The following is a 16,622-nucleotide window of genomic DNA, read 5'->3' as shown; positions in this document are numbered from 1 at the left end:
ATAGTGTGTGGGGCAGAGATGGAAAGTTAGGGATAACCCTCCTCTTTATTTAATTATACAGCATTGGAAAATGTTGTCAACGGAGGAGTATATATGAAAAAACCATTAGCTTTATTAATTTGTGTTCTGCTGAGTGCGCAAATTACAGCGTGTTCTAGTAATTCAGCAGGTGCACCGTCGTCGACTACCGACAAAAACGGTACTACAAGTTCTCTATCTTCTGCGGCAGATAAAAGTATCGACGTTAACAAAGGCTTATTCGATGTTTCTATCACATTTCCAGCTTCTATGTTTGCAGGATTAGATCTTGATGCTATAAAAAAGCAGGCTAATGAGCAGGGTATAAAAAACGTAACACAGAATTCAGATGGTTCTATCACCTACAAAATGTCAAAGTCTGAACATAAAAAACTCATGAAAGAAACCAAAGATACCACTGTCAAATCTCTAAATGAATATAAAGAAAGCAAAGAGTATGAATCCATAACTGACGTGAAATATAATGATGATTTCAGTCAAATACAGTTCACAGCAGATAAAGATAAATATGAAAATAGTATGGATGCTTTTGTAGCTTTAGGTGCGGGTTTACAAGGGATGTTTTATCAGCTTCTTGATGGTAAGAAGTCAGATGAAATTTCTGTTAAAGTAGATTTTATTGACTCCAAAACCGGAGATATTCTTAACACTGCTACGTATCCAGACGCTTTCGAAACTTCTTCTAGTTCTAAATAAATAAAAACCGCCCTACCCCCACGGCAATAGGAACAATTTGTACAGCAATAAAATCTGCAAAACTTTTAATTATCTTAAGTACGCAATTAACAATTATTGGAGGAGATATAGTTGTACTGCAAAAACTGTGGGAAGCAAATTTCGGAGAATAGCAAATACTGTTTAAATTGTGGTGATAAGGTAATAATTGAAACTGCTGACCATAATCAAAGCTACGCTCCACCCCCAAATGATGATGCATTTTCAGCTGTATATCAAGGAACTGTAGAACCTACAGAAGACGAGAGTGAAAAAATAAGAAATAAATCATTTAAATTTGCTGCTGGGTTTTTTATAGTTGTAACCGCATTTTGCATTTGGGCCGTTTCAACATCATCTCCAGAAAAAGAAAGCAGCGTCTCAACTGCGCCGACAGTAGCCAGTGTCACACAGACAGCTGTTTCGTCTAAACCGGCATTATCTCCAAGACAGCAGCAAATTGAAGACGTGTTTGAAAATCAAGCACAATGGCAATTTGAAGGCACGATCAAAAGGCTATTGAAAAATCCAGATACGGCCAGCTTCAATCATAACAAATCAAGTTGGGCAGCCGATAACGCAATACTAACCGGAAGCGGAACTGTTTCATACAAAAACTCAAAAGATCAAAAAGTTTCGGAGCCCTTCACTGTTAGCATCATAATGAATGACGAGACTTATCTTGCCTTGTATATAGAACTGAATAAATTTGTGTCCACTAATATATTGGATAAAGTAGATAATACTGGATGTGCTACTCAATTAGGAGCTCAAGACTTCGGAGTAGCAGCGGGAAATTCCATTTTTCAAAAGGATTCAAACCAGATCGTAACCATAATGTATGAAGAAGGTAAGCAATCCACCCCAAGCAAGCCCTCCAAAGCAGCATCATCTTCATCTAAATCAACGCAAACACAGTCACCAAAACCCTCAAATGGAACAACTGATTATTCTGACTGGATAGGATACGATCCAGGAGATAGCTGGGATGAGGCGGCCAAGTATATGGCGCAAGGGCTTGTTATATATTTTGATGGTCAGTATTATGCCTCTCCTAAGCTTGCAAAAATGTGGGAAAATGAAGTCGTTGCGTATTACCACGACATCGCAAGTGATCCCAAAGAGTAATAATAAATAAAAAACCGCCCTACCCTGTTTGCACCAGGATAGAGCAGCAGATCGGCCGGAACCGATACGTATAACGCAAATATATTGTACCAACCTCCCGGCCAAAAATCAATAGGCCGGGTATTTTTATACCCGGTTTTAGGAGGTTACATTATGGCCACAATTGAAAAGCGTGGAAAAAGCTACCGAATCACATCCTCTTGCGGCTACACCGTCAGAGGGAACCAGGAGCGGCAGCACATGACCTGGACACCAGACTCCGGAATGACAGAACGACAAATCGAAAAAGAACTAAACCGGCAGGCCGTACTTTTTGAGGAGGAATGTAAACGAGGCCTTGTGTTGCAGCACGGAATAAAGTTCGAGGCCTTTTTGAAACTATACTTCGACGATTATGCCGCGCAGAACCTGCGAATAAGAACAATTACCGAATACCGTCGCATGTCATTTAGAGCTAATCAGCAGTTTGGGCATCTGCAAATGGATAAAATCTCTCCCACTCACATTCAAAAATTTGTTAGGGTACTCTTAAATGGTGATACAAAAAAACAAGGCTGTGACCCCAAAGACAACAAAAAACTACTTATCGTTTCTGTCGTCCGTGTTTTCCTTTGCAATACAGATGCGCATTACGAGGGACAACCCTTGCCGCGCGATAAAAATCAAGCTGGGTGAAAAGCCAGAAGCTGACTGCTATACATTGGAGGAAGCGCAGCATCTCCTTGACCTGATGCTTAAAGAACCTCTTTCGTTTCAGACTTTCTTTGTTTTAGCGATCTATGGAGGCTGCCGTCGGGGCGAATTATGTGGATTGGAGTGGAAGGACATAGACTTTAATTTCGGTGTTGTCAGTATCCGCAGGACATCACAATACACTAAGGAAAAGGGAACTTTCACAGACACTACAAAAACCAAAAAGTCACAACGCAGCTTGAAAATGCCGCCAGAAGTCATAATGATACTAAGACGGTATCGCGCAGAACAAACCGAAGAGCGGCTACCGATGGGAGTTAGATCGGTCGAGAACGACCGTCTATTTATTACTTGGAATGGTGAGCCCATAAGCCCAAACGCCCCTTATAAATGGCTACTGCATTTTTGCGAGCGAACAGGGATTCGCAAGGCCAAGCGGTTACTGCATAGTCTGCGCCACCTCAACGCGTCATTACTGATTACCAGCGGAGTAGACGTAAAAACCGTTTCATCTGCATTGGGACATTCGCAGGTGTCCACGAACACAAGTATTTACGCCCACACCTTTCAGCAGGTTCAGGCGCAAGCATCTGAGGCAATTGCCTCTGCCCTGCCCCTGAAATCTCATGCGTAAACCCCAAATAAACCCCAAACCACCTTTCTGTATAATAAAAAAACCTCGGAAATCCGCATAAATGCTGGATTTCCGAGGACACAAGTATGGTCGAGGTGACAGGATTTGAACCTGCGACTTCTACGTCCCGAACGTAGCGCTCTACCAAGCTGAGCCACACCTCGAAAAAAGCTAGCCTCGGTTTCCCGAGGCTATATGGCTGCGGAACTAGGATTTGAACCCAGACAAACAGAGTCAGAGTCTGTCGTGCTACCATTACACAATTCCGCATCAAACTATTTAATTGCCAGAAGCAACGTCATTTATTATAGCAAAATTCCAACGAATGTCAATAGGTTTCTAAAAAAAATCCTATAAATATTGGAATGTTTTCAAGTTTTGCAATACAAGTAGGAAATCTGTCGTTTCTGGGAAGCCTGCATATATAAAATGCCGGTGTACTATAATTCGCATGCCGTTAGCATACCCAGCCAAACCCGCACTCATTCGGGCTTTACACAACTTTATATGGTGCGGGAGTGGCTGTTTTCCATGCATGTTCTATTCTGCAGAATTCAAAACTGCTTCCGCAGCACGGATTCCGTCTACTGCGGCAGACACAATTCCGCCAGCATACCCGGCACCTTCACCACAGGGGTAAAGACCGCCATGGGAGAGCGACTGGCCATCTGCTCCGCGAGTGATTCGCACAGGAGAAGAGCTGCGTGTTTCAACCCCAGTTAATACAGCATCGGGATTTGAAAACCCGCGTAATCTACGCTCCATCAGCAAAATCCCTTGACGCATAGATTCTACTACATACGAGGGCAAGCAGGCAGATAAATCTGCCGGAACAACACCCGGGTGGTAGCTTGGCATTGTCCCAAAGGAATGCGATGCTTTCCCTTTTAGAAAATCGCCAACACGCTGGGCAGGTGCACGAAAATCTCCGCCACCCACACGAAATGCGGCCTCTTCCCACTTTCTTTGAAAATGCATTCCTGCCAGTGGATGCTCACTTTCAAAATCCATAGAATTTACGCCAACCAACAGTGCTGCATTGGCATTCTCCCCGTCTCGAGCCCAACGGCTCATTCCGTTTGTCACAAGTCTTCCCGGTTCAGATGCAGCGGCAACTACCTGCCCCCCAGGGCACATGCAGAAAGTATAAACTCCTCTCCCATTTTCCAAATGAACGGCTAATTTATAGTCTGCCGCGTCCAGTGCGGGGTTTTCTGCAAACGAGCCGTACTGTGCGCGGTTTATTGCTGCCTGTGGGTGCTCGATACGCGCTCCAATGGAAAAAGGTTTTTGCTCCATTGCCGCTCCTTGTTCCAATATTGCTTCAAAGGTATCGCGTGCGCTATGGCCGACTGCCAAAATTACATGCTGTGTTTCAATGGTCTGCTTTTCTCCGTCACGCTCTACTACGACATATTTTACTCTGTCTTGTTGCGAAACTATTTCAACCAGCTTTGTTTCAAAATGAACGTCTCCACCAAGAGATATTATCTGCTCCCGAATCGATTTAACGATACCGGGAAGTAAGTCGGTACCCACATGTGGTTTCGCTTCATATAATATCTCTTCGGGAGCACCCGCCTTTACCAGCTCCTCAAACACCTTTCCGGCACGCCCATCCTTTGTTCCGGTATTGAGCTTACCATCCGAAAACGTTCCAGCACCGCCTTCCCCAAACTGTACATTGCTTTCGGGATTCAGTGCACCGCCGTTCCAAAAAGCTTCCACCTGGCGAGTTCGTTTCTCTACGTCGGCTCCGCGTTCCAATACAATAGGTCGCTGACCAGCCTGCGCCAAAATGAGTGCCGCAAACATTCCTGCCGGGCCGAACCCGACCACTACGGGGCGTTTTACAAGCCTGCGGCATATAGAACGCTCGTAGTGGTAAGGCTCCACGAGCGAGATTTTCGCATCTCGGCTTTTACCAACGACCTTCTCTTCTCCGCTTTTTAATATTATACCTACGGTATACTGAAAATGGACATCCTGTTTTTTTCGGGCATCCACTGATTTCTTAATTATTTTAAGGGAAAGTATCTCTTTCTCCGGTAAGCTAAGGCGAGCAGATGCCTGCTTTATCAATTCTTCTTTTCCCGCTGAGAGGGGTAAGGTAATATCAGCTATCTTAATCATTTGGTTTCCTCCTTTGCCGCTTCTGCGGAACTTCTGCCGGCTGCCATGCCGCTTATCCAAGCCCAGTGTAAATTAAAGCCACCACAGTCCCCGTCAATATCCAATTGTTCCCCAGCCATGTACACACCGGGGCAGATACGAGACTCCATTGAGGGAATCCACAACTCTGATAAAGGCACGCCCCCTGCCATTACCTGTGCGTGCTGCCAAGGGAGCGTTCCTGTAACCGGAAATTCCCAACCTTTGAGCACCGCGGCTACTGTCTTAATATTCAGTACTTTTAGCTTGGCTGCCAATTCCCCCGCTTTGTCCGGTAGTGCTGTTGTAATTACCTGTTGACCAATGCGTTTGGGCAGTACACCAAACAATATATCTCTAACTGGCAGCTCCGGGTAAATCGATGCCAAACGGTGTAAAAGGTCACAAACCTCTTGAAACGATTTCTCTGGTAAAAGATCAATCGCAATTTTTGCATTGACACATGGCTTGCCTTCAACGGTTTTCAATGTCGCAAATTCCGATGCCAGTCGCGATAGCTGAAACACACATACACCGGATAACCCCCGCTCCGTAAACTGGATTTCTCCTACTTCCTGCTTTACGGCATGTCCATCTGCCAGAAAGCGAACTGCACCGGGGCACCGCACACCCTTGAGTGCACGAACAAGAGCCAGTGGAACCGTAACCTGCACCAATGCCGGAAAAAGTGCCGTCTGGCTATGGCCAAGAGTAGCCGCCAGAGACACGCCTTGCTCCGAACTAATTTGAGGCGAGGCCTTTCCTCCTTGTGCTAAAATGAGTCGACGTGCCTGAATCATTGTTCCATTTTCTTGCTGGAGCAAAAAAGCCCTCTTCTTTTTTTCTATGCTTATTGTTGCAGAACCACAGAACTCTACTACACCGTACTTTTGAAGGGAAAACCGAAGAGAATCCAAAACGGCAGAGGCTTGGCCATTTTGCGGGTACACCCTCCCCTGCTCTTCTTCTCGGCAAGTAAGACCCATCTCTTCAAATTGGTGCAGAACCTCTGCTGGGGAAATGGATTCAAACACCTTTTTTGCGAGCGTCGCTTCGCCGTGATACATCACCCAATCAGCAGATTGGTTTGTAATATTACATCTGCCATTTCCTGTGGCAAGCAGCTTTTTGCCAACACGCGGGGCAGCCTCTACCAGCGCGACACGACCACTGCCAAGCTGCTTAGCTGCCTCGCACGCCGCCATTAGACCTGCGGCCCCGCCGCCAACCACTGCAATCTCAAATTTTGGTGTAATATCCATAAAGCCTCCTTATTATCGAAGCAAAAATATCTGATTTATATCTTTTTAAGAAAACATACTATTATCAATTTACATCATTTGGCCTATTGCGCTTGAACCGCTTAAACCGGCATGTTATAATATATTTATTCAATATTAAGCGCATTTTAGCGCCGTAGCGATGTCGATTAATTCCCGCACTGAAATTACCCGGAGGTTATGGTGGTATGTCGGTAATGGAAAACACACAGCAGTTAATACAATTTTTGCACCAATTTGATAAAATGTACAACCTGGTTCGTATTATTGACCCTCTCAAGAAACAAGTTTTAAAGCTCTCTGGCAATGAAACAGAGTTGATTGAGGAATCCATCTGCTACGAACTATGGAAAAAAAACAGCCACTGTGCCAACTGCGTTTCAATGCGCGCCGCAAATGAAAATGATACTTTTTTAAAAATAGAATACAACAAAGACAAGATTTTTATGGTTCTGGCTACACCAATTGTGCTAAGCGGAGTTACCTATATAGTTGAAATGCTAAAGGATATTTCAGAAACCGGTATTGTACCAGACTTGAAAGGAAAAAGCATTCAAGAAATTAACGATATTATTGAGCACCTGAATCAGGCTGTGATTACGGACGATCTTACGCAAATATATAACCGGCGCTTTATTAACGAGAAGCTACCGGTTGACCTATACACTACCTCGTTAAACGATGGTGTTCTTTCTGCCATGTTAATTGATATTGACGAGTTTAAATCCATTAACGATGCCAACGGACACATAATGGGTGACAATGTACTGCAAAGAGCCGCTCAAATTCTAAAAAACAACACCCGTGGTACAAGGGATTGGGTAGCCCGGTACGGCGGCGATGAATTCTTAATGGTTTTACCGGAAACCGACAATAAAGCTGCCTTTCGCATTGCAGAAACAATACGCCAACAAATACAACATGAAATCTTTGAGCTCCGTGGCAGCCGTGTTTCTCTCACGATAAGCTGTGGTGTTTCCACAATCTCTGAAACAAACGAGCTCTCTGCCACAGAATTTTTTGAACAACTAGACAAAAAGCTTTATGAGGCAAAAAGTAAGGGTAAAAATACTATCTCGATTTAACTAGATTCGATTTATAAAAGGGCAGAAAGCATTACCGGCTTTCTGCCCTTTCGGCATTACTTCATCATTCGCCGCGTTTACGCCGCAGCAAAGCACCGGGTTTTATCGGGTGCTCCGTTTTTGTTAAGACCTTCATCATCGCATGAGGAGCCGCTTCAATGGGCTGCATCTTCGCGTCAAATAGATCCCCAAGCGTAATAATATAAGGTTTTGAGCCAGGCTCTAATACATCCAACGTATCACCCGGGAAAAAGCGGTTGCGCTGCGACAAGGTGGCAACACCGTCATCCCAGCCCTCACAAACCGCGGCAACGTCGTACTCACGCACATAACCGCCATTTTGGTACACCTGCCCCGGCTGACCAAAGTAAAAGCCAGTGCTGTATTCCCGGTGGCTAATTTTGTTAAGCTCGTCTGCAATCCATTCTGGCAGCGGCTCACCTGGGTGCTCTTCGCAAAAATCAATCGCATTGCGGTAGGCATTGACGGTTACCGCAACATAATAAGCCGATTTGGCTCTGCCCTCAATTTTCATACTGCTTACTCCCGCCTTTTGCAGCTCCGGTATGTAGCGAATCATACACATATCGCGGGAATTCATAATATAAGTTCCGCGTTCATCTTCCTCAATGGGGAAATATTCACCTGGGCGTTTTTCTTCTACAAGCCGGTAAGACCATCGGCATGGCTGTGCACAATCGCCGCGGTTCGCATCTCTACCCGTCATGTAATTTGACAGTAGGCACCGGCCGGAAAAAGACATACACATAGAACCATGTACAAATACCTCCAGCTCCAACTTTGAAGGAGTTTTGGCGCGAATCTGCGCAATTTCATTCATGCTCAGTTCCCTTGCCAATACGACACGGGAAGCCCCCATCTCATAAAACGCATTTGCTGTTTCGTGGTTTACCACACCCGCCTGTGTAGACACATGCAGTTCCACGTTTGGAGCATGCTTCTGTGCTAATTTCATAACACCAAGATCCGCTATAATAAAAGCATCTACGCCTACCTCCTGCGCATGGCGCAGAAAATCCGGCAGGCGGTCCATTTCATCCGCACGAGGCAAAACATTACAGGTCATGTGAACACGGGTACCCTGTCGGTGAGCTGCCTGAACAGCCGCCGCAAGCTCCTCGGGCGAGAAATTGGCAGGGCCAGCTCTCATTCCAAATTCTTTCGCTGCCAAGTAAACAGCATCTGCTCCAAAGGTCAGAGCAGATTCCAGCCGTTCGTAATCTCCCGCAGGAGCCAATAGTTCCATCTTCACTTAGTTAGACCTGCCTTTTTCAAGTTTTTCTGGTGCTGCTCTGCTGTTTTCGCATAATATGCCTTCCCATCTGCAGAGTGACAAAAGTAATAATAATCCGTTTTAGCCGGACTCAGCGCCGCGTTAATGGCGGCAATACCCGGGTTTACTATCGGCCCCGGAGGAAGCCCGGTAATCTCATAGGTGTTGTACCGACTAGTGTACGTGTCCCTCTGCGCTTCAGGCACCTGTGCCTTTGTGCGGTAGGGGTAGAATATGGTGGAATCGCAGCCAAGCTTTTGCGTACCCGTTGCCACACCGTTTTTTAAGCGGTTGTGCAGTACAGAAGAAACCTGTAGCATATCGTCTTCATCAGCCGATTCCGCCTGAATGATGGAGGCAAGGTTGAGCACTTCGTCTATGCTCATCCCCTGCTCCTTCGCCTGATTGCGAATGGTGGCTGTAAGCTTTTTACTGGTATTGTTAATCATTTTACCCAGTGCCTGCTTGGGGTCCTCGTCCTTATAAAACTCGTAGGTATCTGGGAACAGGTAGCCTTCCAGCATATAATAGCGATTGCCGGCACTCCCAAGTGATTTAATGAGTTCATAGTTATTAAAGTCCTGCGAATTGGCATACTCTAGTATTTCTTTGGCAGAACAAACGCCGCTTTTCTCCATCAGTACGGCAATCTCTTGCACATTTAAACCTTCTTGAAACATCACCTTAACAATATCGGTACGATTGTTGTCGGTTTGAAGGTAATTGATTATCGCTTCATAATCCATATCTGTTTCCAACTCAAAGGTACCATTCATATAAGCGCTGTTTGCGCGGGTAATACCGGAATACAGCTGAAAAAAGCTGGGTTCGTTAATTACGCCACCTTTATAAAGCACTTTTGCAATTTCACTCACGCTGGCACCTTTGGGAATATCCACTGTCACTTTGGTCTGCTGCTTTTGGTAAGCGAGCATATCTGCAATACCGGTTACAAGGTATTGACCAATGCCAATACCAAGAATAATCACCATCGCCACCCAAATCACGCGGAAAAAGCTGCGGTTACGGCGTCCCTTTTCGCGGCTTCTTTCTTTTAAAGCACGTTCCTCCGCTTTCATGGCACGCATTTCAGATTCCACCATTGCTTTGCGTGTCTGTGGGCTGCTGTAGCTATGCAGCACGTCCGGCTCACTGGTACTATTCGAACCGGAATCGGCACCATACGCATCATCATTGATATTCACCCTAAAATCACGGGCACGATTCTGCTGCTCATTGCTACGGCTCTGCCGCCGATTTTCATCTTCGCGCATAACAGACCCCCTATCTTACTTTTGCCGAAGTACGGCGTACATACTTTTCTGTAACTAAAAGGTCGACCGACCGGTCGTAATAGCCATGCGGTAAATTCCACTGAACGCAAAAGGAATAGCATATACCAACCGTAAAGCCACCGAACCGAGACAAAAAACGGTCGTAATACCCGCCGCCATACCCAAGGCGAAAACCTTGCACGTCAAAACTAAAGCCGGGTACCAAACAAAAGCCTTTGCTTTCGTCATCCACCCGTTCACATCGTTCCACTATCGGTTCCATTACACCAAAAGACGCAGGCTCTAAATCCTGCCAGGAACGAATATAATAAAACTCCATGTCTCTGGTTCCCGGCACACAGCGGGGAACCGCCACACGCTTTTGGTTTGCCCATGCCGCCCGCACAATGGCAAGGGTATCAACCTCCAGCTCTTTACTGATGTAAGTAAATACCGTCTCTGCCTGACTATATTCCCGTAAAGAAAGTAGGCGCGACTGAATTTCGGAATCCAGGCTACGCTTTTCCTCCTCCGACAGGTCTTCTCTGAGTCTGCGATATTTGCTGCGCAGACCTGTCTTAATCTCTTTGATGTTCTTTACTGGCATTGCATCAAATTCCTCAGCTTTTCCGCGGCATGCTTGTCCGCCAAAAGATCAACCAGCTGCAGCGCAAATGCGACTGAAGCCATCGGGCCACGACCCGTAATGATTTTTCCATCCATGGTAACAAGCTCACCCGTATACTCTGCTCCAGTAATTTCTGAAACAAAGCCGTCGCTTACCGTGGCACGCCTGCCCTTTAACAGCCCCATATGCCCTAAAATAGACGGCGCTGCACAGATTGCCGCCACATAAGCGCCTTTTTCATATGCAGCCATTACGGCATCCTTTACAATTTGGGACTTCTCTAGATTTGGTGTTCCCGGTAAACCGCCGGGCAAAATGACCATATCAAGGTCACTCAAAGAGATTTCGCTTTCTTCAACATCAGCGATTACGGGAATTTGATGGGCGCCCACGATTTGTTTGCCACCAACTCCCACGGTTTGAACCGGAACATTGGCACGCCGAAGCAAATCTATCGGTGTGAAAGCTTCCAGCTCTTCAAATCCATTCGCCAAAAATAAATATGTCATAACCGTCACAACCCCTTATTTATTAATCCAGCGTAAGGCCAAGGTAGACCCTGCCGTTATATTCTAACGGCCTGATTGGCCGCAGCATTCCAAATCGCTCAATCTCCCCTCTTTGAGGGAGCAGCATTTCATCTCCCGGAAGGCGTAGGTGGTAGCTCCTTGCAGGTATTTCAGCAACGAGCTTGCCCGCAAGTGCTGGGAAAGTCGCTTCATCAGCGACCAGCTCGGTTACCTCACAGGAGCCATCTTCTCTCAGGCGGCAAAGCGCCCAAGCTGAACCCTCACCTGTTTGGCAAGCAATCAGCTTGCCGCCATACTGGCGGTTAAAGCCTTCTGCAAAATAAAGTGCCTCTTCGCCCCATAGCACAGAACCCATTAAGGAAGAAAGACGCTCGTTTCTTATCTCTTTCATTGTTTTATAGCCTAGAACAATGGAACCACGCTGTACACTGGCGGAAGAAAGCAAAGACAGCTCCTCTACTGAAAGTGTTACAAAGCGGGTGAAAAAAGCCTCTTCATAACCATAATTTGCGTAGTAATCATACAAAGCATCGCTCGACGGAAGCAAGCATGAAAAATGCTCGCCCCGCCGCAGACCCAAATGTGCTGCCGCCCGAAGCAAAGCACCCATGCAGCCTTGCTTCCGGTATTCAGGCAGAGTAGCCGCAGCATAAATATAATGGCCGCGCACGATGCTGCCCGGCTGCGCCATGCTCACCGGCAGCATATGCACCATTGCAGCCACCTTGCCATCAACCTCATACACAAGGCAGGTATGTGGCTGAAAGGCATTATTAAAAAAGAAGGCGGTTGGGCGTTTGGGGTCCCCAAAGCACACCTGCCAAATCTTTTCTAGCTCTGGCTGCATGCCCCAATGGGCCAGCTTGATGATTCTGCCGCTCATTTTTCCGTTCCCTTCAGTACCGTACGGTACTTCTCCAATATAATAGCGGGGTAATAAGACAGCTTGGCTTTACGCAAGCCCTCCAGCCCCAAATCTTCTTCACGATTCACATATTGGTAGTCTGCCAAATTGCGGCGGGCAAACTCATTATTAATCACGGCATACAAGCCGTCATACCCAGCAAGCGCCTTTTCAAAATGAAGCAGGAATACCTGCGAATTAATTTCTTCTCCAATGGTATAGGCCACCGGTTTGCCGTCAATTCGGATTAAACCACCGCGAAGCTTCAGCTCTTCAAAGTTTGCAAACGCTTTGCGAAGCGCACGTACCTCTTTGTCGAGTCCATTCTCGGGGTCGCACCCATTTTGTTTGCACCATTCTCTGCTTACCTCTCGGCAAGCCTCGAGAGTATCGACCGTTACATCTTCATATTCCCACTGGTACTGCCGGTTGAATTTGGAGATATGATTGCGCTTGCCATGGTATTTTCTGCCTGCAAGCTCAATGAGGTCGCTGCTGTTGTAAATATAATCTGCACCATCTCTGTCGATGCTGAACTCAAATGCACCAGGCATGGCTTCTTCCATACGGGCAACCTGCTGCTCTGTCATACCCCACATTTGAAAATCGTATCCCTTTTCTGCCGCATCATCCATTAAAATCTGCAACGCATCTTTTAGGCTGCCAGCATTAGCGGGGTCCGCCACATAGGGGAAATTATACGTGTGAAAATGCTCGCCCGAGGACAAAAGCACATATCCATCCTGACGGCAAATACGGGAATGATACGATTCATTCCAAATAAACAGGGTGCCAAACGCATTCTCACTCCCCATTTTGCCGCTGGCCGCCAAAATTGGCTGAAGCCATTCGCGATCCTCGATCGTTGCATATTCAAAATTTAACATAGCCACATTCCTTTATGATTTCGCTTTCCATGATTTCCTCATGGATTTGCTGTATTTGCTTTAATTGGCCGTTTTCTGCACAAGAGAGAACCAGCCAACCCAGCTTTTTGGCACAATACAAGGCGCTTTCCCGGCAAGCCGCCAAAAAAGCCGTATCTTGTTCGTGTAAGTCTTTTTTTGCTTCGTCACCCTCATACCGTTCCCGCAGCAGCCGCTGAGAAATCTCCAGAGGCACGTCCAAATAAATCACGGCATCCGGTGAGGGAAGCTCTAGCTTATTATACTCAAAATCGCACACCCAATCCAGATAGGAATCCCAATCAGAATAAGGCAGCTTCGTCATTTGGTACACCATATTCGAGGTAGTGTACCGGTCTGCAATAATCAAATTGCCCGCCTCATAGTTTTGCCGCCAATGCCGCACATAACTCGCAAAGCGATCCACCGCATAAAAAGAACTGGCCGCAAACGCATTTACCTCTTGTGGGTGCGCACCAAGCTCGCCACCCAAATACATTTTAACGAGCGCAGAGGATTTTTCTTGATAATCCGGAAAAGATACTCGCTTTAGCAGAACGTTATTCTGCTCTAGCGCCCAACATAACAATTCGGTTTGTGTTGCTTTTCCGCTGCCATCCAGCCCTTCGATTACGATGAGGCGCCCGCTCACGGCTTTGCCTCCAGATTCTGGTAAAACGCGCGAACCTCAGTCATTTTACCGCAGCTCATTTTCCCCTCGGGACAAGCACCAAACACACAAGGCGGCCCACAGTGAGAAAACAGGTTTGGTGCTACACCGCGCACCAAACGCAGCATTTGAACCGCAACCTCTTGAATTTCCCATTGTGCACGGTTACAGCAGCGGTGTGCAAAGAAATTATAGAGTGAGCGAGCATTCATGGTGCAAATCATTTTGGTTTCACAGGCATTCGGCAATACAAAGCGAGCATCTTCAATCGCTTTTTTTAGGGAAGCGCGGGCAGCCTCTTCCGGCTTCTTGCCTTGCGCTACCATTTCAGCTTGGTGCTTTTCTTGCAGAATACGTGTAAGATTCTCATATCGGCGCTGTGCATCCTCCATAGAGGCAATAAACTCTTGCTTTGCCTCCGGTATGTTCTCTATTTCAGGCGGAATAACATAGCCAAACTGGTGCTCCGCCACATACCTTTGGCTTTGCACGCTGTAAGAGGCAATGCGGTGGCGGGTCATCTGTGCCAAAAACGCACGCGATACACCCTCAATTGCAAATGTAAATGAAGCATGCTCAATGGGGCTTTCATGCCCAATTTCAGAAAGCATCTCCACAAAACGAGCTGTTTTTTCTTCGGTAAGCCCGTCCATAATATGTTCCACACCCGCAGCGGAATAACAGAGCTTAGCGGCAGCTGCCACTGTCTGTTCCGGCTGCGGAGTATATGCGATTAACGCAACTTTAATCATTGTATTTAAGATCCTCCGCTTCTAGTGGGACCGCCACCCAATACAGACGGATCCGGCCCTTTGCTTAATAATATAACCACATGGGCGCCGTATTCCAGTGTATCGCCAGCCACTTGGTTTTGGTAACCCACTGCTTGCCCCGCTGGAATCGCATCATCAAAAACATCCCGTTTTGCAGGTGTTAAGCCCGAAGTTGCTACCGCAAGCGATGCGTCCTCAAGGCTCATTCCACGAATAACGGGGAGTGCACGCATTTTTGCACCCTGGCTTACTACTACCACTATTTTTACACCTTTGGGCGCCAATTCCCCTTCTGCGGGAGATTGACTGATTACTCTGCCTTCGGCGACCGTGTCGTTAAATTCTTTGTCAGATACTAAAATATCGTAGCTCTCGGTTCCGGCACTTTCCGCAGCCAGAATATCATCTAGCTTCTGCCCCACCAGGTTTGGTACCGGTAAACGGTCCGCTTCGGAAAGCGTAGCCCCTAAAGTACCCCCGCCCCCTGCGGCCGGTGCCCCAGCTCCAGCCATTGGCATATCGGAGTCATACGACTCTATTTCGGCTTTCATTGCAGCCGAATTTGGCACTCCAGCGGGACTGCCATAGCTAGGCGGGAACAGCCAAAAAATACCCAGACAAATAAAAATGGCCAGAGAAATCACTCCAGAACCAATTGCCCAAGCCATTCCAGGAATTCCTTTGCGTGCAGGCTCTTGTTCCATTGGAAATTCCGGCGGCAGCGGCTGCTCAATTTTTGCCGTAACTGTTGGTGCAGCTGACAGCTCTGCCCGTAAGCGCTCAAAATGCGGGGTACGCTTAGAGGGCATCACCTGCAATGCGTTGGCAAGGCCAGTAATCACATAAGGAGGCAAGCTTTTTAGCGTACTGGTGGGTATCATCAACCGGGAATCGGTTTTACGGCGCAAAGCGTCCTGCGGCAGTGCACCCGTCAATGCAAAAAACAGGCATGCCGCAAAGCCGTACACGTCTGTAGATTCGTCCGGCACATAATTCATTACATACTGCTCTAACGCAGCACAGCCCGCTACCAAATCCGGCGGGAGGTCTGTGTCCATACGGCGAACCACATCCAGCTCAAAATCAGTTAGCTTCATGCGGCCATCCTGTAAAATCACCAGTGTATCTGGTGAAATACCAAGGTGGTTTATGCCCTTCGAATGCAGGGTAGAAAGTGCAGACAATACCGGCATAAACAATGGACGAGCGGCGTTCCAGTCTATACTGCCACCGCGGCGCTCAACAAAATAGCGCAGCGTAATGCAATCTTCCCACTCCGCTACGGTATACGCCGTTCCATTCTCCTCAAATATGTCGTAAATCTGCTCTACGGCAGAAAGCTGCCGCATATGCGCCAGCTCACGGGCATCGTTCAAAAAGGTATCTCGATACTCACCAAAAGTGACTTCACTGCCATCAATAATGCGCACCGTTTTACCGTCTGGCAGGCGCTCGCCCATGGTTTGAGGAAAAAACTCACGGATTAGAGTTTTAATATTCAGCACACTGTCATAGCCAATATAGGAGATACCCTCTCCATTCACCTTTTGCGCCATACCAACCAAATACCGGTTTTGCAGCATCGTTTTCAGTGGCAGGGCATTGGGGCGCTGCGATTCATCTGCTAAAGACTCGCAGTGAGGGCACGGTTCGTCGCCGCTAGGGCGCTCCGTCATACAGTTCATGCATAGCTCAAAATCAGTCATACTGGTTCCTCCATAATGCTATTATGGACACACAAAGCGGGCGTTATCCCGCCGGTTGGCGCCATAGCCATTTCCGGCGGGTAACGCCGGGCACTCCGGTTCAGCCCGGTGTTTTCGGGGGAAACGCACATCACCCGATCTTTTATATTTAGAAAGTATACCACATTTTTATGCGTTCTTGCAATAACAAAGCTGTTACTCTTATGGTAAGGCC

At 47.0% G+C, this 16,622-nt stretch carries 16 protein-coding genes and 2 tRNA genes; 5 read left to right on the top strand and 13 right to left on the bottom strand.

The window, feature by feature from the left end:
* The first annotated feature begins 93 nt into the window (after window positions 1-93).
* From E7L17_RS05620 to E7L17_RS05605, 4 genes are all read left to right on the top strand, one after another.
* Window positions 94-735, top strand: coding sequence for a hypothetical protein (locus E7L17_RS05620; RefSeq protein ID WP_316322279.1), 642 nt, complete (start codon window positions 94-96; stop codon window positions 733-735).
* 111 nt (window positions 736-846) lie between these two features.
* Complete coding sequence (locus E7L17_RS05615; RefSeq protein WP_316322278.1) at window positions 847-1,881, top strand: zinc ribbon domain-containing protein; 1,035 nt, start codon at window positions 847-849, stop codon at window positions 1,879-1,881.
* Window positions 1,882-2,034: 153 nt separating this feature from the next.
* Complete coding sequence (locus E7L17_RS05610) at window positions 2,035-2,556, top strand: hypothetical protein (RefSeq protein WP_316322277.1); 522 nt, start codon at window positions 2,035-2,037, stop codon at window positions 2,554-2,556.
* Window positions 2,504-3,208, top strand: coding sequence for a site-specific integrase (locus E7L17_RS05605; protein WP_316322483.1), 705 nt, complete (start codon window positions 2,504-2,506; stop codon window positions 3,206-3,208). Before E7L17_RS05610 ends, E7L17_RS05605 begins: the two co-directional genes overlap by 53 nt.
* Before the next feature lie 87 nt (window positions 3,209-3,295).
* Here the strand turns inward: E7L17_RS05605 and E7L17_RS05600 are convergent.
* The 4 genes from E7L17_RS05600 to E7L17_RS05585 form a co-directional block, all read right to left on the bottom strand.
* Window positions 3,296-3,372: transfer RNA gene (locus E7L17_RS05600), tRNA-Pro, on the bottom strand.
* A 32-nt stretch (window positions 3,373-3,404) separates the two neighbouring features.
* A tRNA-Gln gene (locus tag E7L17_RS05595) sits at window positions 3,405-3,478 on the bottom strand.
* A 270-nt stretch (window positions 3,479-3,748) separates the two neighbouring features.
* Window positions 3,749-5,341, bottom strand: coding sequence for an NAD(P)/FAD-dependent oxidoreductase (locus E7L17_RS05590; protein ID WP_316322276.1), 1,593 nt, complete (start codon window positions 5,339-5,341; stop codon window positions 3,749-3,751).
* Window positions 5,338-6,621: an aminoacetone oxidase family FAD-binding enzyme gene (locus E7L17_RS05585; RefSeq protein WP_316322275.1), complete on the bottom strand. Its 1,284-nt coding sequence runs from the start codon at window positions 6,619-6,621 to the stop codon at window positions 5,338-5,340. The genes E7L17_RS05590 and E7L17_RS05585 overlap by 4 nt, the downstream gene beginning before the upstream one ends.
* Window positions 6,622-6,827: 206 nt before the next feature.
* Here E7L17_RS05585 and E7L17_RS05580 point away from each other — a divergent pair, with 206 nt between their 5' ends.
* Window positions 6,828-7,724: a GGDEF domain-containing protein gene (locus E7L17_RS05580; protein WP_316322274.1), complete on the top strand. Its 897-nt coding sequence runs from the start codon at window positions 6,828-6,830 to the stop codon at window positions 7,722-7,724.
* A 64-nt stretch (window positions 7,725-7,788) separates the two neighbouring features.
* On the opposite strand, the gene E7L17_RS05575 is transcribed toward E7L17_RS05580, so the two are convergent.
* The 9 genes from E7L17_RS05575 to E7L17_RS05535 are packed head-to-tail and all read right to left on the bottom strand — an operon-like array spanning window position 7,789 to window position 16,408.
* The gene (locus E7L17_RS05575) at window positions 7,789-8,997 is read right to left on the bottom strand and encodes a peptidase U32 family protein (RefSeq protein ID WP_410470645.1); all 1,209 of its coding nucleotides are present in this window, start codon (window positions 8,995-8,997) and stop codon (window positions 7,789-7,791) included.
* Window positions 8,994-10,292, bottom strand: coding sequence for an endolytic transglycosylase MltG (mltG, locus tag E7L17_RS05570; protein WP_316322273.1), 1,299 nt, complete (start codon window positions 10,290-10,292; stop codon window positions 8,994-8,996). The genes E7L17_RS05575 and mltG overlap by 4 nt, the downstream gene beginning before the upstream one ends.
* Window positions 10,293-10,302: 10 nt before the next feature.
* Window positions 10,303-10,899 (bottom strand): 5-formyltetrahydrofolate cyclo-ligase, encoded by a 597-nt coding sequence (locus tag E7L17_RS05565; RefSeq protein ID WP_316322272.1) that lies wholly within the window; start codon window positions 10,897-10,899, stop codon window positions 10,303-10,305.
* Window positions 10,890-11,429: a DJ-1 family glyoxalase III gene (locus E7L17_RS05560; protein ID WP_316322271.1), complete on the bottom strand. Its 540-nt coding sequence runs from the start codon at window positions 11,427-11,429 to the stop codon at window positions 10,890-10,892. The genes E7L17_RS05565 and E7L17_RS05560 overlap by 10 nt, the downstream gene beginning before the upstream one ends.
* Before the next feature lie 22 nt (window positions 11,430-11,451).
* Window positions 11,452-12,333 carry a GNAT family N-acetyltransferase gene (locus E7L17_RS05555; protein WP_316322270.1) on the bottom strand — a complete coding sequence of 294 codons (882 nt, stop codon included), beginning with the start codon at window positions 12,331-12,333 and terminating at the stop codon, window positions 11,452-11,454.
* A complete protein-coding gene (locus E7L17_RS05550) occupies window positions 12,330-13,241 on the bottom strand; it encodes a DUF2156 domain-containing protein (RefSeq protein WP_316322269.1) in 912 nt (303 codons plus the stop codon). Before E7L17_RS05550 ends, E7L17_RS05555 begins: the two co-directional genes overlap by 4 nt.
* Window positions 13,228-13,911 (bottom strand): dTMP kinase, encoded by a 684-nt coding sequence (locus E7L17_RS05545; protein ID WP_316322268.1) that lies wholly within the window; start codon window positions 13,909-13,911, stop codon window positions 13,228-13,230. The genes E7L17_RS05550 and E7L17_RS05545 overlap by 14 nt, the downstream gene beginning before the upstream one ends.
* Entirely contained in the window at window positions 13,908-14,681 is a 774-nt protein-coding gene (thyX, locus tag E7L17_RS05540; protein ID WP_316322267.1) for an FAD-dependent thymidylate synthase, read from the bottom strand. The genes E7L17_RS05545 and thyX overlap by 4 nt, the downstream gene beginning before the upstream one ends.
* Before the next feature lie 5 nt (window positions 14,682-14,686).
* Window positions 14,687-16,408 (bottom strand): PASTA domain-containing protein, encoded by a 1,722-nt coding sequence (locus E7L17_RS05535; RefSeq protein WP_316322266.1) that lies wholly within the window; start codon window positions 16,406-16,408, stop codon window positions 14,687-14,689.
* Between the last annotated feature and the right edge of the window lie 214 nt (window positions 16,409-16,622).

Origin of the sequence: Clostridium sp. (assembly GCF_032576335.1) — a bacterium.
In the GTDB taxonomy this organism is placed as follows: Bacteria; Bacillota; Clostridia; order Oscillospirales; family Acutalibacteraceae; genus Faecalispora.
This window is presented reverse-complemented; position numbering and strand designations above follow the sequence as displayed.